Source organism: Streptomyces sp. NPDC037054 (genome assembly GCF_055606745.1).
The window spans coordinates 129,058-148,014 of the sequence record NZ_JBVJSJ010000002.1; the positions used below are offsets into that span (position 1 = coordinate 129,058).

Sequence of the window (18,957 nt, forward strand, 5' to 3'; positions counted from 1 at the left end):
TAAGGAACCCGCGATTCCCGTTACCGGAGGGCTGCGCCGCGTCACGCCTTGGTGGTGTCCTCCACCTCGTCCTGCGGCTCCCGCCCCGGCGTCTTCAGATCGAACCGCGTGATCGCGAACCGGAAGATCGCGTAGTACACCGCCGCGAAGCACAACCCGATCGGAATGATCAGCCACGGCCGCGTCGCCAGATTCCAGTTGATCACGTAGTCGATCAGACCCGCCGAGAAGCTGAACCCGTCGTGCACCCCGAGACCCCACGTCACCGCCATCGACACACCCGTCAGCATCGCGTGCACCGCGTACAGCGCCGGCGCGATGAACAGGAACGAGTACTCGATCGGCTCGGTGATGCCCGTCACGAACGACGTCAGCGCCACCGACAGCATCAGCCCCCCGACCTCCTTGCGCCGCTCCCGCCGCGCGCAGTGCGTGATCGCCAGCGCCGCCGCCGGCAGCGCGAACATCATGATCGGGAAGAACCCCGACGTGAACTGACCCGCACTCGGATCACCCGCCAGGAACATGTTGATGTCGCCGTGCGCCACCGTGCCGTCCGGCCTCGTGAACGTGCCGAACTGGAACCAGATGGGCACGTTCAGGAACTGGTGCAGACCCACCACCAGCAACGCCCGGTTCGCGATGCCGAACACACCCGCGCCCCACGCGCCCAGCCCGCTCATCCAGTCGCTGAAACCCTCCAGCGCGTCACCGATCGGCGGCCACACCCACAGACACAGCGCCGCGAACGCGATCGCCACGAACGCCATGATGATCGGCACCAGCCGCCGGCCGTTGAAGAACCCCAGCCAGTCCACCAGCCGCGTGCGGTGGAACCGCTGCCAGAAGTACGCCGCCAGCAACCCGATGACGATGCCGCCGAACACCCCCGGATTCTGATACGTGAAGGCACTCGTCGTCCCGTCCGCCGCCTGGCAGCCGACCCCCGACACCACCTTCGCCCCCGCCGGACAGTCCTCCGGGAACTGCCGCAGCACGTTGTAGTAGACGAGGAACCCCACCACCGCCGCCAGCGCCGTCGAACCGTCCGACTTCTTCGCCATCCCGATGGCCACGCCCACACAGAACAGCAGCGGAAGCCCCAGCGAACCGTCGAGCAGCGCGCCACCCGCACCCGCCATCACCTTCGAGACGTTCGTCCAGCCCAGACCGTCCGCCCCGAACACGTCCGGCTGCCCCAGCCGGTTGAGGATCCCCGCCGCCGGCAGCACCGCGATCGGCAACTGGAGGCTGCGCCCCATCTTCTGCAGTCCCTGGAACAGGGTGTTCCAGCGGTCACGGGCGGGACGGGCGGGAGTGGCCGCGCTCTCGGTGCTCATCCGGACCCCTTGCTGGGAGGCGGGTTTGGCGGCCGTCCGACCGGTGGTGTAGACCAGTTCGGGCGGTTCCGCAGTCGTGACGCCATCATTCATGGACGGACGAGACGATCGCTCGCGAAGATGGGCCAACTGTGGGTTACTACGTCAAAGCGGTTCGGATCAGGGAGAAGGAACATGGCCAGCAAGGCTGAGAAGATCGTTGCCGGGCTCGGCGGCATCGAGAACATCGAAGAGGTCGAGGGCTGCATCACCCGCCTGCGGACCGAGGTCGTGGACGCCTCCAAGGTCGACGAAGCCGCCCTGAAGGCCGCCGGCGCCCACGGCGTCGTCAAGATGGGCAGCGCCATCCAGGTCGTCATCGGCACCGACGCCGACCCGATCGCCGCGGAGATCGAAGACATGATGTGAAGCGCGACGAGGCACGACGCACGCCTCGTGACGCGCGGCCTCACCCCTGAGGGGCCCGTTCCCGACGCGGGAACGGGCCCCTCCGCACGTACGGCTAGGCTCGACCGCATGTCACGCATCGACGGCCGCACGCCCGAACAGCTCCGCCCGGTCACCATCGAACGCGGCTGGAGCAAGCACGCCGAAGGCTCCGTCCTCGTCTCCTTCGGCGACACCAAGGTCCTCTGCACCGCCTCCGTCACCGAGGGCGTCCCCCGCTGGCGCAAGGGCAGCGGAGAGGGGTGGGTCACCGCGGAGTACGCCATGCTGCCCCGCGCCACCAACACCCGCGGCGACCGCGAGTCCGTCCGCGGCAGGATCGGCGGCCGCACCCACGAGATCAGCCGCCTCATCGGCCGCTCCCTGCGCGCCGTCGTCGACTACAAGGCGCTCGGCGAGAACACCATCGTCCTCGACTGCGACGTCCTCCAGGCCGACGGCGGCACCCGCACCGCCGCCATCACCGGCGCCTACGTCGCCCTCGCCGACGCCGTCGCCTGGGCCCAGGGCAAGAAGCTGATCCGCGCCGGCCGCAAGCCCATCACCGGCACCGTCTCCGCCGTCTCCGTCGGCATCGTCGGCGGCGTCCCGCTCCTCGACCTCTGCTACGAGGAGGACGTCAAGGCCGACACCGACATGAACGTCGTCTGCACCGGCGACGGCCGCTTCGTCGAGGTCCAGGGCACCGCCGAGGCCGAGCCGTTCGCCCGCGACGAACTCAACGCCCTGCTGGACCTGGCCGTTTCCGGTTGCACGGAGCTGGCGGCGTTGCAGACCAAGGCACTTGATACGGTCGCCGGAAAGTAAAGGGCGCCCCAAGACGGACGGCGGCGGAAGGCAACCAGGTCACCCGCCCCCGCGTCCTTAACCACACGGGCGTGCGGCTCACCGCCGTACGCCCGGCCAGCGGGCCGCCCGGCCCAGAACAAGGGGAGGGATCGCACCCATGGCCGCGAGCCGACGCCGCCGTAGCCGTATCGCCGTCGCCGCCGCAGCGGTGGCCGCCGCCGCACTGACGGCCGGCCTGACCACCGGCTGCGCAGCCGTCGACAAGGCGCTGGACTGCGTGCAGACCGCCGACGCCATCGCCGACAGCGTCACGGAACTCCAGCAGGCCGTGGAGAACGCCTCCAACGACCCGACGCAGCTCGAGGAATCCCTCGACTCCATCGAGAAGAACCTCGGCAAGATAGGCGACAAGACGGACAACGCCGACGTCAACAAGGCCGTCGACGACCTCGGCAAGGCCGTCGCGAACGTCCGCACCTCCGTGGAGAACGGCGACGAGACCCCCGACATCAGCCCGGTCACGGACGCGGCGGGCGAACTGACGAAGGTCTGCACGCCGTAACCTCCGGGAGACGGGTGGCGAGCCGCGGCGCGCACGGGGCCGGGATACTGGCCCCATGACCCGCTTGATCCTCGCCACCCGCAACGCCGGAAAGATCACCGAGCTCAGGGCGATCCTCGCCGAGGCCGGACTCCCGCACGAACTCGTCGGCGCCGACGCCTGCCCCGACGTGCCCGACGTCAAGGAGACCGGCGTCACCTTCGCCGAGAACGCCCTCCTGAAGGCACACGCCCTGGCCCGCGCCACGGGCCTCCCGGCCGTCGCCGACGACTCGGGCCTCTGCGTCGACGTCCTCGGCGGCGCCCCCGGCATCTTCTCCGCCCGCTGGTCCGGCCGCCACGGCGACGACAAGGCCAACCTGGACCTGCTCCTGGCCCAGCTCGCCGACATCGCCGACCCCCACCGCACGGCCCACTTCGCCTGCGCGGCCGCCCTGGCCCTGCCCGACGGCACGGAACGCGTCGTCGAGGGCCGACTCCGCGGCACCCTGCGCCACACCCCGTCCGGCACGAACGGCTTCGGCTACGACCCGATCCTCCAGCCGGACGGCGAAACCCGAACCTGCGCGGAACTGACTCCGCAAGAGAAAAACGCCATCAGCCACCGCGGCAAGGCGTTCAGGTCACTGGTACCGGTGGTGCGGGAGCTGCTGGGCTGAGCAGCGGCACAGGGGCCACCCAGCCGGGCGGCCCCTGTGTGAACGTGCGGCCGGTGGGACTCGAACCCACACGGGCATTCGCCCACGGCGTTCTAAGCGCCGCTTGTCTGCCATTCCAACACGGCCGCATGCCCGGCCATGCTACCCGTCACGTGGTGCTCGCTTGAGAAGAACGCCGACGGCCGCCACGGCACCAGGTCTCGGTCAGGGCGTGGCAGTTCGGGCACAGGTACCGCAAATTCTCCCGGCGGTTGTCGTGCCAGTCGCCGTTGATGTGGTCGATCTGCAAGGTGATCTCCTGCCCGAGCCACTCGCCGGGGTTTTCGCATGATTCGCACGCATACTGCACACCGACCTCCGCCAGGGCGCGGTGAAGTTGCGATCTGTTCGTCCGGCCGGCGCCGGGCGGCAGGACGACCAGCACACGTAGTGCGGGACTCCGCGACCGCTTGCGCAAGCCGCTCTCTGCTGTACTCACCGGCGCTCACCGGCCACCCTCCGTCTCTCGGGCGCGTGTTCGGCGCCTCGTACGGAGTAACGGGTGGATTGTCGGATGGTCACGTCCGGTATGAGGGACGGCCCGTACCGGGGGTGGTACGGGCCGTGAGGTGGGGCATGGTGAAGGGGGTCAGATGCCCAAGTCCTTGATGATCTTGGCCACGTGGCCCGTCGCGCGGACGTTGTAGAGGGCCCGTTCCACCTTGCCGTGCTCGTCCACGACGATCGTGGAGCGGATGACGCCCATGTACGTCTTGCCGTAGTTCTTCTTCTCGCCGTACGCCGCGTAGGCCTCGGTGACCTTCTTGTCGGGGTCCGCGAGGAGGGTGACCTTCAGGGACTCCTTGTCGCGGAACTTGGCCAGCTTCTCCGGGGTGTCGGGGGAGATGCCGATCACGTCGTAGCCGGCGCCGGCCAGGACGTCGAGGTTGTCCGTGAAGTCGCAGGCCTGCTTCGTGCAGCCCGGGGTCAGCGCCGCCGGGTAGAAGTAGACGATGACCTTGCGGCCCTTGTGGTCGGCCAGCGACACCTCGGTGCCGTCGGCGTCGGGCAGGGTGAAGGCGGGGGCCACGTCCCCGGGCTTGAGGCGCTCGGTCATCGGTCTCGACTCCTGTTGCGTGCGTGAAAGGGTGGTGCCGGTCCGAGCCTAACCGGGGGTGCCGACGGTGCGGCCGGGCCCGAAGCTGACAGACTGTCCGGAACAGCATCACCAGACTTCGGAGGCCGTACGGTGGCGGACACGTCGGACACCAGAACCCCGGCGCAGATCGAGGCGGACATCAGGCGTCGCCGCGAGGTGCTGGCCGAGACCCTCGACGAGATCGGGGTGCGCGTGCACCCCAAGACGATCATGGGCGATGCCAAGGCCAAGGTCGCCGCGAGCGTCGACAACACCCTCGGGCGCGCGTACGTCGGCGTGAACCGTGCCGTCAGCGACGTGAAGTCCCGGTTCGTGGACGAGGAGGGCGCGCCCCGCCTGGAGCGGGTCGTGCCGGTCGCGCTCCTCGTGGTCGGTGTCGTCGGGCTCGTCGCCGTCGGGACGCAGCGCCGCGGCCGGGGCGGCCGGCGCCGGCGCTGAGGCGGGGCGCGCGGCACCCTCCCGCGCGCGTTCGGGCCGGAGGCAGGTAGGTTCAGGGGCGTGAGCGCCAACAGAAACGACACCCACGACAAGCTGCCCATCCGGATGCTGCACGACCGTGTGCTCGTGCGGCAGGACACCACCGAGGGCGAGCGGCGTTCCGGGGGCGGCATCCTGATCCCCGCGACGGCGGCGGTCGGTCGCCGGCTGGCCTGGGCCGAGGTCGTCGCGGTGGGGCAGAACGTACGGACCGTGGAGCCCGGTGACCGGGTGCTGTACGACCCGGAGGACCGGGCCGAGGTCGAGGTGCGCGGCGTTCCGTACGTGCTGATGCGCGAGCGGGACCTGCACGCCGTGGCCGCGGACCGGTTCGAGGGGTCCGAGGATTCCACGGGGCTGTATCTGTGAGTCGGTGAATCAGAGGTGAAGTGGGCCGGTGACCGTTGTCACCGGCCCTTTTCCCGTTTTTCTTGCTAGCTTCGAGAGGTACTCACGTACCACCCCGACGAGACGCGCCGTACCGGGTCAAGCGACAAGACGACGCACCGCTCAAGTCCGTCCGTGTCTTCGGAGGTGCTCGTCATGGCGTGGGTTCTGCTCGTGGTCGCCGGTCTGCTCGAGGTCGGCTGGTCGATCGGGATGAAGTACACCGAGGGGTTCACCCGCCCCGTTCCCAGTGTGCTCACCGGCGCGGGCATCGTCGCCAGCATGGTGTTGCTGTCCCATGCGGCGAAGACGCTGCCCATCGGTACCGCCTACGGCGTGTGGGTGGGGATCGGCGCGGCCGGTGCGGCGGTGCTGGGCATGGTGGTGCTCGGGGAGCCGGTGACCGCCGCGCGGATCTTCTTCGTGTGTCTGCTGCTGGTCGCGGTCGTGGGGCTGAAGGCGACCTCCGGGCACTGAGACCCGGGGGCTGCTCTCCCCGGCGGCCGGGTCACCCGGTGGCCAGTGGGTTCTCGCCTCCCGAGCCCGTGGTCGTGTCTCCCGTCGTGCCGCCGTCGGTCGCGCCCCCGGAGCCGGTGGTGGTGCCGCCGTCCGTGGTGCCGCCGTCGGTCGTGCCCCCGGACCCGGACCCGGTGGTCGTACCGCCGTCCGTCGTGGTGCCGCCGTCGGTGGTGCCTCCCGATCCGGTGGTGGTCCCGCCGTCGCTCGTGCCGCCGTCGATCCAGCCGGGGGTGCCGGTCGTGGTGCCGCCGTCGGTGGTGCCGCCGTCGGTCTGGCCCTCGTTGTCGCCCGGGGTCTGCCCGCCGGTCGTGGGGTCGCCGGTCGTGGCGCCGCCGTCGTCGCCGGTGCCGGGGCCGGTGGGTGCCTCGCTGGTCGGGGGCTGGGTGTTGCCCGTGCCCTCCTGGAGTTCGAGGTCGAAGTCGGTGACCGGCTCGCCCTCCAGCGCGTCGGCGGTGTACTGGCCCCAGATCTCGGCGGGCGCGCCGCCGCCGTTGATGCGGGGCAGGCCCATCGCGCCGTACAGCGACTTGTGTTCGGCGGTCTCGGGGTCCTGGCCCATCACGGCGACGACGGTGGCGAGTTCGGGCGTGTAGCCGGCGAACCAGGCGGCCTCGTCCTCCTCGGCGGTGCCGGTCTTGCCGGCCGCCGGGCGGCCCGCGGCCTGGGCGGCGGTGGCGGTGCCGTTCTGTACGACGCTCTGGAGGACGGACGTCGTGGTGTCGGCGGCCTCGCGGCTGATGGCCTGCCGGGACTGCTGCTTCGGCAGGTCGAGGACGTCCCTGCCGTCCTTGGTGACCTTCTCGATCATGGTGTACGTGCCGTGCTTGCCGTGGTTGGCGAGCGTGGCGTAGGCCTCGGCCATGTCCAGGACGCTGGCGCGGGCCACGCCGAGGGCGATCGAGGGGGAGGCCGGCATGTCGGGGGTGGTGGCGGGGATGCCCAGGTCGATCGCGGTCTCGCGGACCTTGTCGGAGCCGACGTCGACGGCCATCTGCGCGTACACGGCGTTGACGGACTTGTCGGTGGCCTCGCGGACGGTGATGTCGCCGTAGTTGACGTGGTCCTCGTTCTCGGGGGCGTAGTGGCCGCCGGACCAGCCCTGGACGGGGCGCTGGTTGGTGCCGTCGTAGACGGTCTCGGCGGTGATGGGGCGGCCGTCCTGGGTGACGGAGCCGTTCGCGACGGCGGAGGTGAAGACGAACGGCTTGAAGGTGGAGCCGACCTGGAAGTCGCGGCGGGTGGCGTTGGGCGTGTACTGCTTGACGTAGTCGATGCCGTTGTACATCGCGACGACCTTGCCGGTCTTCGTGTCGATGGAGGCGCCGCCCGCGCGGACGTAGGTGTCGACCTTGCGGTTCTTCTTGTCGAGCTTCTTCATCACCTTGTCGTTGACGGCCTTCACGAAGGCGTCCTGCTTGTCCTTGTGCAGGGTGGTGGTGATGCGGTAGCCGCCGGCGTCGAGGGACGCCTCGTCGACGATCTTGTTCTGGACGAGGTGGTCGCGGACGATGCGGACGATGTAGCCGCGCTGTCCGGACAGGCCGGTGGAGACGGTGGTCTCCCTCGGCACGGGGAACTTCAGTCCGGCCCGCTCGCCGGCGCCGAGCCAGCCCTCCGTGACCATGCCGTCGAGGACGTAGTTCCAGCGGGCCTCGGCGGCGGCCCTGTTCTCGGGGCGGGCGACGACGTCGTACTCGCTGGGCGCGTTCAGCAGTGCGGCGAGGTAGGCGCCGCGCGCGGCGTCGAGGTCGGCGGCGTCGACGCCGTAGTAGGCCTGGGCGGCGGCCTGGATGCCGTAGGCGTTGCGGCCGAAGTAGCTGGTGTTGAGGTAGCCCTCGAGGATCTGGTCCTTGGTCTCGGTGCGGTCCAGCTTGATCGCGATGAAGAACTCCTTCGCCTTGCGAGTCAGGGTCTGTTCCTGTGCGAGGTAGTAGTTCTTCACGTACTGCTGGGTGATCGTCGAGCCGGACTGCTTGCCCTTGCCGGTCGCGGTGTTCCACGCGGCGCGCAGCATCGCCTGGGGGTCGACGGCGGACTCGGAGTAGAAGTCCCGGTCCTCGGCGGCGAGTACGGCGTGCCGGCCGGCCTTGGAGACCTGGGCGAGGCTGACGTTCTCGCGGTTGACCTCGCCGTCGCGGGCGAGCTGGCTGCCGTCGGCGTAGAGGTAGACGTTGCTCTGCTTGGTGGCGAGGGCGTTGGCGGGCGGGATCTTCACGAGGGAGTAGCCGAGGAAGAATCCGCCGATGACCAGCAGGAGGACGACGAGGCACGCGCCGAGCACCATCCGCCAGGTGGGGATCAACCGGCGCCAGCCGGTGCGCCGGGGCCGCCCGGTCCCGCCCCCTTCCGGGGTGGCCGCCCGCGGGTCCGGCTCGGTGGGCGGGCCCGGGTTCGGCTGCTGTGGCTGCGGCTCGTCGCTCATCTCGTGCACGGACTCCTGTGCCTCGTATCTGTACTGCGCCCCTGGGCGCCCACTGTTGAAGACTCTCGCACCCGGCGTTCCGTTGCGCTGTTGGCGCACCCGGAAAATGCGTGGCCGGCCCGGTCGCCCCGCAACTAGGCTCCTCCGCTTGTGTGCCGGTCGGCGAGGAGCGTGGTGGGTGTGGGCTCGGGGCGGTTGTACGCGGCCGTCGCGGCGGGCGGTTTCCGACGATACGCGACGTATCGTGCGGCCACGGCGGCCGGGGTGTTCACCAACACCGTCTTCGGGCTGATCCTGGTGTACACGTACCTGGCGCTGTGGGACGAGCGGCCCCACCTGGGCGGCTACGACCAGGCGCAGGCGGTGACGTACGTGTGGCTCGGGCAGGCGCTGTTCGCGGCGCTGGCCATCCAGGGCGGCGGCTTCGAGACGGAGCTGATGGAGCGGATCCGCACGGGTGACGTGGCGATCGACCTGTACCGGCCCGCGGATCTCCAGCTGTGGTGGCTGGCGGCCGACGTGGGCCGCTCCCTGTTCCAGCTGCTGGGCCGGGGCGTGATCCCGTTCCTGGCCGGGACGCTCCTGTTCCCGACGGCCCTGCCGGACGATCCGCTGACGTGGCTGTCGTTCGCTGTCGCCGTGCTGCTGGGCATGCTGGTGAGTTTCGGCATCCGGTACCTGGCGGCGCTGAGCGCGTTCTGGCTGCTGGACGGCACCGGCGTGCTCCAGATGCTGATGGTGGTCGGGCTGTTCAGCTCGGGGATGCTGCTGCCGCTGAACGTCTTCCCGGGCGCGCTCGGCGACGTCGTACGGGCCCTGCCGTGGTCGTCGCTGCTCCAGGCGCCGGCCGACGTGCTGCTCGGGGAGGCCGATCCGGCGGCCACGTTCGCGTTCCAGGCGGCGTGGGCGGTGGCGCTGCTGGCGGCGGGGCGGCTGGTGCAGGCGGCGGCGACGCGGCGGGTGGTGGTCCAGGGTGGCTGACGGCGGGGTGGCTGAGGACCGGGTGGTCCAGGACCGGGTGGCTGACGGCCGGGTGGCTCGCGGGCGGGTGGCGGCGGGGCTGCGGGCGTACGGGCTGATCGCGGGCATGTGGATCCGCTCCACGATGACGTACCGCGCGTCGTTCGCGATGACGGTGGTCGGCAGTCTGCTGGTGACGGGCCTGGACTTCGTCGGGATCACGCTGATGTTCACGCAGGTCGACGCGCTGGGCGGCTACACGCTGCCCGAAGTGGCGTTCCTGTACGGCCTGTCGGCGACGTCGTTCGGGATCGCCGACCTGCTGCTGGGCTCGATGGACCGGCTGGGCCGGCGGGTGCGGGACGGCACGCTGGACACGCTGCTGGTGCGGCCGGCGCCGGTCCTCGCGCAGGTCGCCGCCGACCGCTTCGCGCTGCGCCGCGTCGGCCGTGTCGCGCAGGGCGGGCTGGTCCTCGGCTGGGCGCTGGCGAGCGTGGACGTCGACTGGACGGCGGGCCGGCTGCTGCTGATGCCGGTGACGCTGGTCAGCGGCGCGGGGATCTTCGCGGCGGTGTTCGTGGCGGGCGCCGCCTTCCAGTTCGTGGCGCAGGACGCCTCCGAGGTGCAGAACGCGTTCACGTACGGCGGGACGACACTGCTGCAGTACCCGCCGACGGTGTTCGGGCAGGAGCTGGTGCGCTCGGTGACGTTCCTGCTGCCGCTGGCGTTCGTGAACTGGCTGCCCGCCTCCTATCTGCTGGGGCGGCCGTATCCGCTGGATCTGCCGGAGTGGGTGGCCTTCACGCCGCCGTTGGCCGCCCTCGCGTGCTGCGCGCTCGCGGGGCTGGCGTGGCGGGCGGGGCTGCGGTCGTATCGGAGCACGGGGAGCTGAGGGGCATGGGCGGGTCGGGCGGGACCGGCGTGGCGGGTGTGGCGGGGGACGGCGGTCTGATCGAACTCGACGGGGTCGCGAAGGTCTTCGACGTACGGAAGAAGACCGGCTTCCTGAGCTGGGAGCGGCGGCGGGTGCGGGCGGTCGACGCGCTGTCCTTCACGGTGGCGCGCGGCGAGATGGTCGGCTACATCGGGCCGAACGGCGCCGGGAAGTCCACGACGATCAAGATGCTGACGGGCATCCTCACGCCGAGCGCGGGCCGGCTGCGCGTCGCCGGCATCGACCCCTCCCGGGAGCGGACGCGGCTCGCGCACCGCATCGGGGTGGTGTTCGGGCAGCGCACGACGCTGTGGTGGGACCTGCCGCTCGCCGACTCCTACCGGCTCGCGCACCGCATGTACCGCATCCCGGACGGCCGTTACCGCGAGAACCTCGACCGCTGCGTCGAACTCCTCGGCCTGGGCGACCTGTTGGACGTGCCGGTGCGGCAGCTGTCGCTCGGGCAGCGGATGCGCGGCGACATCGCGGCGGCGCTGCTGCACGACCCCGAGGTGCTCTACCTGGACGAGCCGACCATCGGCCTGGACGTCGTCTCCAAGGCCAAGGTGCGGGGCTTCCTGCGGGAGTTGAACGCCGAGCGCGGCACGACGGTGCTGCTGACCACCCACGACCTCCAGGACATCGAGCAGTTGTGCTCCCGCGTGATGGTCATCGACCACGGCCGCCTGATGTACGACGGCCCGCTCACCGGCCTGCACGAGGCGGGCGAGAGCGAGCGCACCCTGGTCGTCGACCTGGAGCGGGAACTGCCGCCCGTCGAGGTCCCGGCGCCCGCCCGTGTCGTCCGCGTCGAGGGGCCGAGGCAGTGGCTGGCGTTCCCGGCGTCCCAGTCGGCGGCGCCGCTGGTCGCGGGGATCGCGGCGCGTTACCCGCTGGTCGACCTGTCGGTACGGGAGCCGGACATCGAGGCGGTGATCGCCAAGATGTACGCCGAGCACGCCGAGCACGCCGGCCGGGACGGGCGCGCGGACGGCGTAGTGCCGGGCGCGGGGACCTCGTAGGCTGCTGTCATGAGCGACGATGCCCCTCAGCTGCGCGCCTCCGACGCCGACCGTGAACGTGTCGCCGAGATCCTGCGGGACGCCGTCGCGGAGGGCCGTCTCGACATGACGGAGTTCCAGGAGCGGCTGGAGGCGACGTACGCGGCCCGCACCTACGGGGAGCTGGCGCCGATCACGCGCGACCTGCCCGCCCCCGGTGTCGTGCCGCCCGTCGTCTCGCTGCGCAAGGACGCCGAGGGCGGCGCGAGTTGGGCGGACCGGATCGTCGGCGGCGACGGGGCGACCGGCACGGCCGTGGGCGTGCTGTCCGGGTTCCAGCGCAAGGGCCGCTGGACGGTGCCGAAGCGGATGACGTGCGTCGCCTTCTGGGGCGGCGGCGAGCTCGATCTGCGCGAGGCGAACTTCGCGGACCGCGAGGTGGAGATCGTGTGCGTCGCCGTCATGGGCGGCGTGCAGGTGACCGTGCCGCCCGGCGTCGAGGTCGTCGTGCGCGGCATCGGCGTCATGGGCGGCTTCGACCAGCGCGAGGAGGGCGTGGCCGGCGACCCCGGCGGACCGCGCGTGATCCTCAAGGGGTTCGCCTTCTGGGGCGGCGTCGGCGTGGAGCGCAAGCAGCCGCGGGCGGAGCGGCAGCGCCTGAAGGAGGAGCGCCGGCGCGAACACCTGGAGCGCAAGCAGGCCAGGCGCGAGCTGCGCGAGTCGGCCCACGGGGACGCCCTCGACACCCACCGCCGGATGCTCGGCGCGCACGACGACCTCCTGCGCGACCCCCACCGCCGCTCCGAGGACGGCTGAGCCGGTCTACAGCTCGGCCGGTGCCGCGCCCCTCAGTTCGTCCAGGTCGAAGTACTCGCCCATGCGCGCGTACCCCTTGTCGCTGGGGTGGAGGTGGTCGCCCGAGTCGTAGTCGGAGCGCAGCCGCCGCGGGTCGTAGGGGTCGCGCAGCGCCTCGTCGAAGTCGACGACGGCGTCGAAGACGCGGCCCGCGCGGATCTCGGCGTTGATCCGCTGGCGCACCGCCTCCCGCTCGGGGGTGAAGCCGCGGTGTCCCTTGAACGGCATCAGTGTCGCCCCGACGACCTTGAGGCCGCGCGCGTGGGCCTGCCCGACCAGCGTGCGCAGGCCGTCGAGGATCGCGTGCGGGTCGGCGAGCTGCGGGTTGCGCAGGATGTCGTTGACGCCGAGGTCGATGACGACGACCTTGACGCCGGTGCGGCCGAGGACGTCGCGGGCGAAGCGGTTCAGGCCGCTGGGGTTGTCGGCGGGGCGGCCCAGGCCGTCGGTGAGGACGCGGTTGCCGCTGATGCCCTGGTTGACGACGCCGTAGCGGGGCACGTTCGCGCCGGACGCGGCGGCGGCGCGCAGCCGGTCGGCGAGGACGTCCGTCCATCGGGCGTTGGCGTTCGTCGTGGACGAGATGCCGTCGGTGAGGGAGTCGCCGAGGACGACGACCGTGCCGTCCGCCTCGTTGCTCAGCACGTCCAGCGCCGTCAGGTAGCGCCAGGCCGTGGACTGCTCGGTGTACGCGGCGGCCGACACGTCCTCGGTGCGGTCGCCGTGGGCGGCGTAGGAGATCTGCCGGGCGTGCGGGTGGTAGGTGACGGGCCCGGACGGGGTGGGGGAGTACGTGGTGACGAGGATGTCGCTGTCGTGCGGGACGGTGATGCGGACGGCGTCGCTCATCACCTGCCCGCCGGCCGGGACGACGACCTGCGTGGCGCCGCCCCCGAACGTGAGGCGGCGCATCGTGTCGCCCGCCGCGGCCGGGGTGTTCGGCCCGGCGGCGACGGCGATCGAGGCGTGCGCGATGGTCAGCGGCGCCTGGCCGTAGAGGTTGGAGAGGGTGACGCGCGCGCTCGTGCCGCCGACGGTCGTGTGGACGACGTTGCGCACCGAGCGGCCCGCGAGGCCCGTGGTCTCCGTGCCCGGCTCGGCGCCGGCCGGCGAGGCGGACCAGGTGCCGACCCAGGAGCCGGTGGAGGCGGGTGCGGCGGAGCCCCGCTGGGCGCCACCGCCTGCGACGGTGTCGGTGCGGGTGCCGCTGTCGTCGGACGCGACCCCGACGTACAGTGCGGCGGAAAGAGCCACGATCAGGGCGACGATCGCGGCGAGCAGGGCGTATCCGTGACGCCGGGTCATGCTTGTGCTGTTCTCCTCGGGCGACGGGAGCCGCGCTCCCGATCTGATGTGCCCATGATGCGACATGGACGTGTCCGGAGATGACGGGCCCCCGCCCGATTCCCCCCTCCGAACAGACGCCGGGAACTCCTGTTCCGTTCCGGGAGTCGGTCAGGAAGGGACAATGTGTGCGGGATCACCGGATGGGTGGAGCGGATGGAACGGGCAAAACCGGAAGTACGACACGCTGCGGACGGTGGTGGCGTCCCCGCCGCTGCCGCACGCGCGATGACCACGTTCAGCCCGGCCGACCTGGAGAAACAGCGCGGCGTGCGCCGCATGAAACTCACCGCGACCGGCCTGCTGCTGTTCGTCGCCGTGGTCTACGTCCTCGCCGAGTGGGCGTCGCACGCGGGCGCGGGACCCTGGGCGGGCTACGTCGCGGCGGCGGCCGAGGCGGGCATGGTCGGCGCCCTCGCCGACTGGTTCGCCGTCACCGCCCTGTTCCGCAGGCCGCTGGGCCTGCCCATCCCGCACACGGCGATCATCCCCACCAAGAAGGACCAGCTCGGCGTCTCCCTCGGCGAGTTCGTCGGCGAGAACTTCCTCTCCCAGGACGTCGTACGGCAGCGGCTGCGCGCCGTCGGCATCGGCAGCCGCCTCGGCGCCTGGCTCGCGCAGCCGGAGCACGCCGACCGCGTCACCGCCGAACTCTCCACCGCGCTGCGCGGCGCGCTGACCGTGCTGCGCGACTCCGACGTCCAGGCCGTGGTCGGCGAGGCCATCACGCGCCGTGCCAACGCCCAGGAGATCGCGCCGGGCATCGGCAAGATGCTGGAGAAGGTCGTCGCCGACGGCGGCCACAAACGCGCCGTCGACCTGATCGTCTCCCGTGCCCACGACTGGCTCGTCCTGCACAGCGACTCCGTGATGGACGCCGTGCAGGGCGGCGCGCCCGGCTGGACCCCGAGGTTCGTGGACAAGAAGGTCGGTGAACGCGTCTACAAGGAACTCCTGCGCTTCGTCACCGAGATGCGCGACATGCCCGCCCACCCGGCGCGCGGCGCCCTGGACCGCTTCCTCGCGGACTTCGCCTCCGACCTCCAGTCCGACACGGACACCCGCGCCCGGGTCGAGCGCCTCAAGGGCGAGGTGCTCGGCCGCGGCGAGGTCCAGGACCTCATCGCCTCCGCGTGGACGGCCGTACGATCCATGATCGTCGCGGCGGCCGAGGACGAGCGCAGCGAACTGCGCCTGCGCGTGCGGGCGTCCCTGCTGTCCCTCGGCGCCCGCATGTCGACCGACCCCAGGCTCCAGGACAAGGTCGACGGCTGGGTGGAGGGTGCCGCGGTGTACGTGGTGACGACCTACCGCCAGGAGATCACGTCCCTGATCACGGACACGGTGGCCGGCTGGGACGCGGAACACACGACCCGCAAGATCGAGGCCCACATCGGCCGCGACCTCCAGTTCATCAGGATCAACGGCACGGTGGTCGGGTCGCTGGCGGGGCTGGCGATCTATACGGTGGCGCGGATGCTGGGGGCGTAGCGGCGGCCCTCCAACGACCCCTCCGTTCCCGCCTATTGACGCGGCATCCCCTCGTCCCTACGGTGGCAAGCGCTTTCTAGGAAGCGCTTGCCGTGCGCGTGTGGGAGCGCTTCCCCTCGCACTCCACCGCTTCAATGCCCGACCTGTGCCCCACCCTGCTCCACCCCTGCTCCATCGCTCGTGCCGTGAGCCGCACCTCCGACGCCCGTCGCCCGACGGGCGCCCACGAGAAGGACGAGGACCCCCCCATGAGTTCGAGAACCCGGCTGTCCCTGCCGGCCTGCGCCGCCGTCGCCGCCCTCGCCGCCGGCACGGCCGTGGCCCTGCCCGCCGCCACGGCCAGCGCCGCGCCGGTCCGCCACGAGGCCGAGACCGCGCCCGCCACCTGCGACGGCGCGATCGACTCCGACCACTCCGGCTTCACCGGGACCGGCTTCTGCAACGGCCGCAACGCCGTGGGCGCCGCCGCCCAGTTCACGGTGAACGCACCGCAGGCCGGGACCGCGACGCTGTCGGTCCGCTTCGCCAACGGCGGCACCACCGCCCGCCCCGCCACCGTCACGGTCAACGGCGCCTCCGCGACCACGGCGCCCTTCGCGGCCACCGGCACCTGGACGGCGTGGACGACGCAGACGCTCACCGTGCCGGTGACCGCGGGCAGCAACACGATCCGGTTCAGCCCCACCACCTCGGGCGGCCTGCCCAACATCGACCACCTCGACGCCGAGGTCACCGGCGGCGGCACCGAGCCCCCGCAGCCCACCGGCCCCGCCCTGTACGTCGCGCCGAACGGCACCGACGGCGCGGCCGGCACCGAGGCGGCGCCCACCACGCTCACCTCCGCGATCAACCGCGTCACGCCGGGCGGCACGATCTACCTGCGCGGCGGCCGGTACAACTTCTCGACCACGGTCACCATCCCGGCCGGCAAGAACGGCACCGCGGCCGACCGCACCGAACTGGTCGCGTACCAGGGCGAGACGCCCGTGCTGAACTTCTCCGCCCAGGCCGAGAACTCCGCGAACCGCGGCCTCGCCGTCAACGGCGACTACTGGCACGTGCGCGGCCTCGTCGTCGAACGCGCCGGTGACAACGGCATCTTCGTCGGCGGCAGCAACAACGTCATCGAGCGCACGGTGACCCGCTTCAACCGTGACACCGGCCTCCAGCTCTCCCGGGCGGCCTCCGACACGCCCCGGGACCAGTGGCCGTCCAACAACCTCATCCTGAGCGCCGAGTCGCACGACAACGCCGACTCCGACGGCGAGGACGCCGACGGCTTCGCCGCGAAGCTCACGTCCGGCCCCGGCAACGTCTTCCGCTACGCCGTCGCCCACAACAACATCGACGACGGCTGGGACCTCTACACCAAGTCCGACACGGGCGCGATCGGCCCCGTGACCATCGAGGACTCCCTCGCGTTCGAGAACGGCACGCTGTCCGACGGCACCCAGAACACGGCCGGCGACCGCAACGGCTACAAGCTCGGCGGCGAGGACATCGGCGTCAACCACGTCGTGCGGCGCAGCATCGCGTACGACAACGGCAAGCACGGGTTCACGTACAACCGGAACACCGGTTCGATGACGGTGTCGGACAACATCAGCGTCGACAACGCCCAGCGGAACTTCACCTGGGAGGCGGGCTCGTCGGTGTTCAAGAACAACACCTCGTGCCGCAGCGGCTCCGGCACGAACGACAAGATCGTCGGCTCGGCCGACAGCACCAACCAGTTCTGGTACGGCACGAACGGCTCGCGCTGCTCGTCGTACTCCGGCGCCCTGGCCTGGTCGTACGCCGCGGACGGCCGCCTGGTCGTGAGCTTCGGCGGCCGGACGGTCACGTGGTGATCCGTACCGCCGGGTGATTCGAGCCACCCGGTGATCCGCACCCGCCGGTGATCGACTCCCCGTGATCGCGGGAGTTGATCACGGGGCAGATCGCGTACGGCCCGGCTGTCCCTTCCTGACGGGGCGGCCGGGCCGTACGTCCTGGCGGGGCGGCCGGGCCGTACGTCCGTACCGCCTGGCGTGTCTCAGCCGCGCCGGTCGGCGACCGCCCACGAGGCGAGCGCGACGGCGCCCGCGACGGAGAACACGGCGGGCCAGGCGCCGACCTTCTTGGCGAGGGGGTGCGATCCGGCGAACGCGGCGACGTACGCGGCCGACAGCGCGCCCGCCGCCGGGCCGCCCGCCCGCTGCCGCCACTGCCGCGCCGCCGCCGCGCCGGCCGCGGCGAGGACGACCCCGCCGAGCTGCCGCTTCCCGGTCCAGCGGGCCACGCCGTACCCACCGACGAGACCGCCCGCGGCGACCACCGCGCTGGGAACCTTCGCCATGCCTGCCTCCTGCGGCTACGTGCTGCTGACGTCGACCGAGGCTAGCCCTCCGGCGCCGCCGACGCCGGATTGAGTCGAGGCTTGTCAAGTTTCCTCCTTCCGAGCTATATAGAAAAGGCAGACAAGCCGTTAGGGCATCGCACAGGACGCCTCATGAAGGGAGTGAGACTGTGATGCTCATGCGCACGGACCCCTTCCGTGATCTCGACCGCCTCGCGCGGCAGGTCTTCGACGCGGCCCGTCCGGCCGCGATGGCCATGGACGCCTACCGTTCCGGGGACGAGTTCCTCGTCCACTTCGACCTCCCCGGCATCGACCCGGAGTCGATCGAACTGGACGTCGAGCGCAACGTCCTGAACGTCCGCGCCGAGCGCACGTCCCCCGCCCCCGACGGCGCGGAGACGATCGTCGCCGAACGGCCCACGGGCACGTTCACCCGCCAGCTCTTCCTCGGCGACACCCTCGACACGGAACGCATCGACGCCTCGTACGACGCCGGCGTCCTCACGCTGCGCATCCCGGTCGCCGAGCAGGCCAAGCCGCGCCGCATCCGGATCAGCGGCGGCGGCGGGCGCAAGGAGATCAGCGGCTGATCCGGCGGCCGGCCCGGGCGGCTCGCGCGTTTCGCGGTCGCGGCACGGAGCACGGCCGAACCCACGTGAATGGCGTCCCGCGGCCGGGGGACCCGGCACGCGGCCGCGGGACGCGGTCCCCACCCCGTACCCACAGGAGGAGCCCGCAGATGAGCGCGACGACGGTACCGACCGCGACGGTGCCCGCCCCCACGGTCACCCCCACCACGGCACCGCAGGCCCCGGCCGCGCCGGAGCCCCGCCCGAGATGGACGGACCTGGTCGCGCGGGTCCAGGACGCCGGCCAGTACCCGACGGCGGCGGAGGCCGAGCGCGTCACCCGGATCGTGCTGTCGGCCCTCGGCGGTCACGTCGTCGGGGACGAACGCGTCGACCTGGCCCGCGCCCTGCCCGAGGAGGCGGCCCGGGTGATCGCGTCCCAGATCCCGGCCACGCGCCGGCTGACGGCGGCGGAGTTCGTCGACTCGGTCGCCACGCGCATCGAGGGGGCGACACCGGCGACCGCGCGCTGGGACGTCAGCTCGGTCCTCAGCGTCCTGCCGCCCCTGATGGGCGACGCCCTGACCACCAGGATCCTGGCCCAACTCCCGCAGGGATACGCGCTGCTGTTCGGCCGGGCGGACCTGAGTCCCACGGCGTAACGCGTCGCCCCGGCGGCGCGACGCGTTTCGCCCGCCCCCGGCCCGGCGATCAGGCGTACCG

At 71.6% G+C, this 18,957-nt stretch carries 21 protein-coding genes, 1 tRNA gene and 1 riboswitch; of the genes, 15 read left to right on the forward strand and 7 right to left on the reverse strand.

Going from position 1 to position 18,957, the window contains the following annotated elements; translation table 11 throughout:
* Positions 1–41: 41 nt before the first annotated feature.
* A complete protein-coding gene (locus ACZ7D7_RS05545; RefSeq protein ID WP_470822654.1) occupies positions 42–1,340 on the reverse strand; it encodes a PTS transporter subunit EIIC in 1,299 nt (432 codons plus the stop codon).
* A 174-nt stretch (positions 1,341–1,514) separates the two neighbouring features.
* Between ACZ7D7_RS05545 and ACZ7D7_RS05550 the strand changes: the two genes are divergently transcribed.
* From ACZ7D7_RS05550 to rdgB, 4 genes are all read left to right on the forward strand, one after another.
* Positions 1,515–1,748, forward strand: coding sequence for a PTS sugar transporter subunit IIB (locus ACZ7D7_RS05550; protein WP_470822655.1), 234 nt, complete (start codon positions 1,515–1,517; stop codon positions 1,746–1,748).
* A 108-nt stretch (positions 1,749–1,856) separates the two neighbouring features.
* Positions 1,857–2,594 carry a ribonuclease PH gene (rph, locus tag ACZ7D7_RS05555; RefSeq protein ID WP_470822656.1) on the forward strand — a complete coding sequence of 246 codons (738 nt, stop codon included), beginning with the start codon at positions 1,857–1,859 and terminating at the stop codon, positions 2,592–2,594.
* A gap of 139 nt (positions 2,595–2,733) precedes the next feature.
* Complete coding sequence (locus tag ACZ7D7_RS05560) at positions 2,734–3,138, forward strand: hypothetical protein (protein WP_470822657.1); 405 nt, start codon at positions 2,734–2,736, stop codon at positions 3,136–3,138.
* Positions 3,139–3,193: 55 nt separating this feature from the next.
* Entirely contained in the window at positions 3,194–3,796 is a 603-nt protein-coding gene (rdgB, locus tag ACZ7D7_RS05565; protein ID WP_470822658.1) for an RdgB/HAM1 family non-canonical purine NTP pyrophosphatase, read from the forward strand.
* Positions 3,797–3,841: 45 nt separating this feature from the next.
* On the opposite strand, the gene ACZ7D7_RS05570 is transcribed toward rdgB, so the two are convergent.
* The 3 genes from ACZ7D7_RS05570 to bcp all read right to left on the reverse strand — a co-directional run bounded on the left by ACZ7D7_RS05570 (position 3,842) and on the right by bcp (position 4,892).
* Positions 3,842–3,924, reverse strand: a tRNA-Leu gene (locus tag ACZ7D7_RS05570).
* Positions 3,925–3,944: 20 nt separating this feature from the next.
* Positions 3,945–4,220: an HNH endonuclease signature motif containing protein gene (locus ACZ7D7_RS05575; protein WP_470822659.1), complete on the reverse strand. Its 276-nt coding sequence runs from the start codon at positions 4,218–4,220 to the stop codon at positions 3,945–3,947.
* A 204-nt stretch (positions 4,221–4,424) separates the two neighbouring features.
* A complete protein-coding gene (gene bcp, locus ACZ7D7_RS05580; RefSeq protein WP_470822660.1) occupies positions 4,425–4,892 on the reverse strand; it encodes a thioredoxin-dependent thiol peroxidase in 468 nt (155 codons plus the stop codon).
* Positions 4,893–5,024: 132 nt separating this feature from the next.
* Between bcp and ACZ7D7_RS05585 the strand changes: the two genes are divergently transcribed.
* The 3 genes from ACZ7D7_RS05585 to ACZ7D7_RS05595 all read left to right on the forward strand — a co-directional run bounded on the left by ACZ7D7_RS05585 (position 5,025) and on the right by ACZ7D7_RS05595 (position 6,275).
* Complete coding sequence (locus ACZ7D7_RS05585; RefSeq protein ID WP_470822661.1) at positions 5,025–5,372, forward strand: DUF3618 domain-containing protein; 348 nt, start codon at positions 5,025–5,027, stop codon at positions 5,370–5,372.
* Between the two features lie 105 nt (positions 5,373–5,477).
* On the forward strand, positions 5,478–5,780 hold the full coding sequence (locus tag ACZ7D7_RS05590; protein ID WP_165264756.1) for a GroES family chaperonin: 303 nt from the start codon (positions 5,478–5,480) through the stop codon (positions 5,778–5,780).
* Between the two features lie 72 nt (positions 5,781–5,852).
* Positions 5,853–5,919: riboswitch (guanidine-III (ykkC-III) riboswitch) on the forward strand.
* Between the two features lie 35 nt (positions 5,920–5,954).
* Positions 5,955–6,275 carry a DMT family transporter gene (locus ACZ7D7_RS05595; RefSeq protein WP_470822662.1) on the forward strand — a complete coding sequence of 107 codons (321 nt, stop codon included), beginning with the start codon at positions 5,955–5,957 and terminating at the stop codon, positions 6,273–6,275.
* A gap of 31 nt (positions 6,276–6,306) precedes the next feature.
* Here the strand turns inward: ACZ7D7_RS05595 and ACZ7D7_RS05600 are convergent, their stop codons facing one another.
* Positions 6,307–8,739, reverse strand: a complete 2,433-nt coding sequence (locus ACZ7D7_RS05600) for a transglycosylase domain-containing protein (protein ID WP_470822663.1) — start codon at positions 8,737–8,739, stop codon at positions 6,307–6,309.
* A gap of 174 nt (positions 8,740–8,913) precedes the next feature.
* Here ACZ7D7_RS05600 and ACZ7D7_RS05605 point away from each other — a divergent pair, with 174 nt between their 5' ends.
* The 4 genes from ACZ7D7_RS05605 to ACZ7D7_RS05620 all read left to right on the forward strand — a co-directional run bounded on the left by ACZ7D7_RS05605 (position 8,914) and on the right by ACZ7D7_RS05620 (position 12,450).
* The gene (locus ACZ7D7_RS05605; protein WP_470822664.1) at positions 8,914–9,720 is read left to right on the forward strand and encodes an ABC transporter permease; all 807 of its coding nucleotides are present in this window, start codon (positions 8,914–8,916) and stop codon (positions 9,718–9,720) included.
* A gap of 106 nt (positions 9,721–9,826) precedes the next feature.
* Positions 9,827–10,591, forward strand: a complete 765-nt coding sequence (locus ACZ7D7_RS05610; protein WP_470823186.1) for an ABC transporter permease — start codon at positions 9,827–9,829, stop codon at positions 10,589–10,591.
* A 5-nt stretch (positions 10,592–10,596) separates the two neighbouring features.
* Positions 10,597–11,655 (forward strand): ABC transporter ATP-binding protein, encoded by a 1,059-nt coding sequence (locus ACZ7D7_RS05615; protein WP_470822665.1) that lies wholly within the window; start codon positions 10,597–10,599, stop codon positions 11,653–11,655.
* 9 nt (positions 11,656–11,664) lie between these two features.
* A complete protein-coding gene (locus ACZ7D7_RS05620; RefSeq protein ID WP_470822666.1) occupies positions 11,665–12,450 on the forward strand; it encodes a DUF1707 SHOCT-like domain-containing protein in 786 nt (261 codons plus the stop codon).
* A gap of 6 nt (positions 12,451–12,456) precedes the next feature.
* Here ACZ7D7_RS05620 and ACZ7D7_RS05625 read toward each other — a convergent pair whose 3' ends face one another.
* Complete coding sequence (locus ACZ7D7_RS05625) at positions 12,457–13,794, reverse strand: SGNH/GDSL hydrolase family protein (protein WP_470822667.1); 1,338 nt, start codon at positions 13,792–13,794, stop codon at positions 12,457–12,459.
* Between the two features lie 195 nt (positions 13,795–13,989).
* Between ACZ7D7_RS05625 and ACZ7D7_RS05630 the strand changes: the two genes are divergently transcribed.
* The gene (locus ACZ7D7_RS05630; protein ID WP_470822668.1) at positions 13,990–15,324 is read left to right on the forward strand and encodes a DUF445 domain-containing protein; all 1,335 of its coding nucleotides are present in this window, start codon (positions 13,990–13,992) and stop codon (positions 15,322–15,324) included.
* A 248-nt stretch (positions 15,325–15,572) separates the two neighbouring features.
* A complete protein-coding gene (locus tag ACZ7D7_RS05635; RefSeq protein WP_470822669.1) occupies positions 15,573–17,174 on the forward strand; it encodes a carbohydrate-binding protein in 1,602 nt (533 codons plus the stop codon).
* Positions 17,175–17,359: 185 nt separating this feature from the next.
* Here ACZ7D7_RS05635 and ACZ7D7_RS05640 read toward each other — a convergent pair whose 3' ends face one another.
* Positions 17,360–17,662, reverse strand: coding sequence for a hypothetical protein (locus tag ACZ7D7_RS05640; RefSeq protein ID WP_470822670.1), 303 nt, complete (start codon positions 17,660–17,662; stop codon positions 17,360–17,362).
* A gap of 173 nt (positions 17,663–17,835) precedes the next feature.
* Between ACZ7D7_RS05640 and ACZ7D7_RS05645 the strand changes: the two genes are divergently transcribed.
* Positions 17,836–18,255, forward strand: a complete 420-nt coding sequence (locus ACZ7D7_RS05645; RefSeq protein ID WP_470822671.1) for an Hsp20/alpha crystallin family protein — start codon at positions 17,836–17,838, stop codon at positions 18,253–18,255.
* A gap of 149 nt (positions 18,256–18,404) precedes the next feature.
* Positions 18,405–18,896: a DUF2267 domain-containing protein gene (locus ACZ7D7_RS05650; protein WP_470822672.1), complete on the forward strand. Its 492-nt coding sequence runs from the start codon at positions 18,405–18,407 to the stop codon at positions 18,894–18,896.
* Positions 18,897–18,957 lie beyond the last annotated feature (61 nt).

Excerpts from the sequence above, each read along its gene's own strand:
- ACZ7D7_RS05610 (WP_470823186.1), top strand. The coding sequence starts at position 9,827 with ATGTGGATCCGCTCCACGATGACGTACCGCGCGTCGTTCGCGATGACG.
- ACZ7D7_RS05560 (WP_470822657.1), top strand. The coding sequence starts at position 2,734 with ATGGCCGCGAGCCGACGCCGCCGTAGCCGTATCGCCGTCGCCGCCGCA.
- ACZ7D7_RS05630 (WP_470822668.1), top strand. The coding sequence starts at position 13,990 with ATGGAACGGGCAAAACCGGAAGTACGACACGCTGCGGACGGTGGTGGC.
- bcp (WP_470822660.1), bottom strand. The coding sequence starts at position 4,892 with ATGACCGAGCGCCTCAAGCCCGGGGACGTGGCCCCCGCCTTCACCCTG.
- ACZ7D7_RS05600 (WP_470822663.1), bottom strand. The coding sequence starts at position 8,739 with ATGAGCGACGAGCCGCAGCCACAGCAGCCGAACCCGGGCCCGCCCACC.
- ACZ7D7_RS05620 (WP_470822666.1), top strand. The coding sequence starts at position 11,665 with ATGAGCGACGATGCCCCTCAGCTGCGCGCCTCCGACGCCGACCGTGAA.
- ACZ7D7_RS05545 (WP_470822654.1), bottom strand. The coding sequence starts at position 1,340 with ATGAGCACCGAGAGCGCGGCCACTCCCGCCCGTCCCGCCCGTGACCGC.
- ACZ7D7_RS05590 (WP_165264756.1), top strand. The coding sequence starts at position 5,478 with ATGCTGCACGACCGTGTGCTCGTGCGGCAGGACACCACCGAGGGCGAG.
- ACZ7D7_RS05635 (WP_470822669.1), top strand. The coding sequence starts at position 15,573 with ATGAGTTCGAGAACCCGGCTGTCCCTGCCGGCCTGCGCCGCCGTCGCC.
- rdgB (WP_470822658.1), top strand. The coding sequence starts at position 3,194 with ATGACCCGCTTGATCCTCGCCACCCGCAACGCCGGAAAGATCACCGAG.
- ACZ7D7_RS05615 (WP_470822665.1), top strand. The coding sequence starts at position 10,597 with ATGGGCGGGTCGGGCGGGACCGGCGTGGCGGGTGTGGCGGGGGACGGC.
- ACZ7D7_RS05625 (WP_470822667.1), bottom strand. The coding sequence starts at position 13,794 with ATGACCCGGCGTCACGGATACGCCCTGCTCGCCGCGATCGTCGCCCTG.
- ACZ7D7_RS05595 (WP_470822662.1), top strand. The coding sequence starts at position 5,955 with ATGGCGTGGGTTCTGCTCGTGGTCGCCGGTCTGCTCGAGGTCGGCTGG.
- ACZ7D7_RS05645 (WP_470822671.1), top strand. The coding sequence starts at position 17,836 with ATGCTCATGCGCACGGACCCCTTCCGTGATCTCGACCGCCTCGCGCGG.
- ACZ7D7_RS05650 (WP_470822672.1), top strand. The coding sequence starts at position 18,405 with ATGAGCGCGACGACGGTACCGACCGCGACGGTGCCCGCCCCCACGGTC.
- rph (WP_470822656.1), top strand. The coding sequence starts at position 1,857 with ATGTCACGCATCGACGGCCGCACGCCCGAACAGCTCCGCCCGGTCACC.
- ACZ7D7_RS05640 (WP_470822670.1), bottom strand. The coding sequence starts at position 17,662 with ATGGCGAAGGTTCCCAGCGCGGTGGTCGCCGCGGGCGGTCTCGTCGGT.
- ACZ7D7_RS05550 (WP_470822655.1), top strand. The coding sequence starts at position 1,515 with ATGGCCAGCAAGGCTGAGAAGATCGTTGCCGGGCTCGGCGGCATCGAG.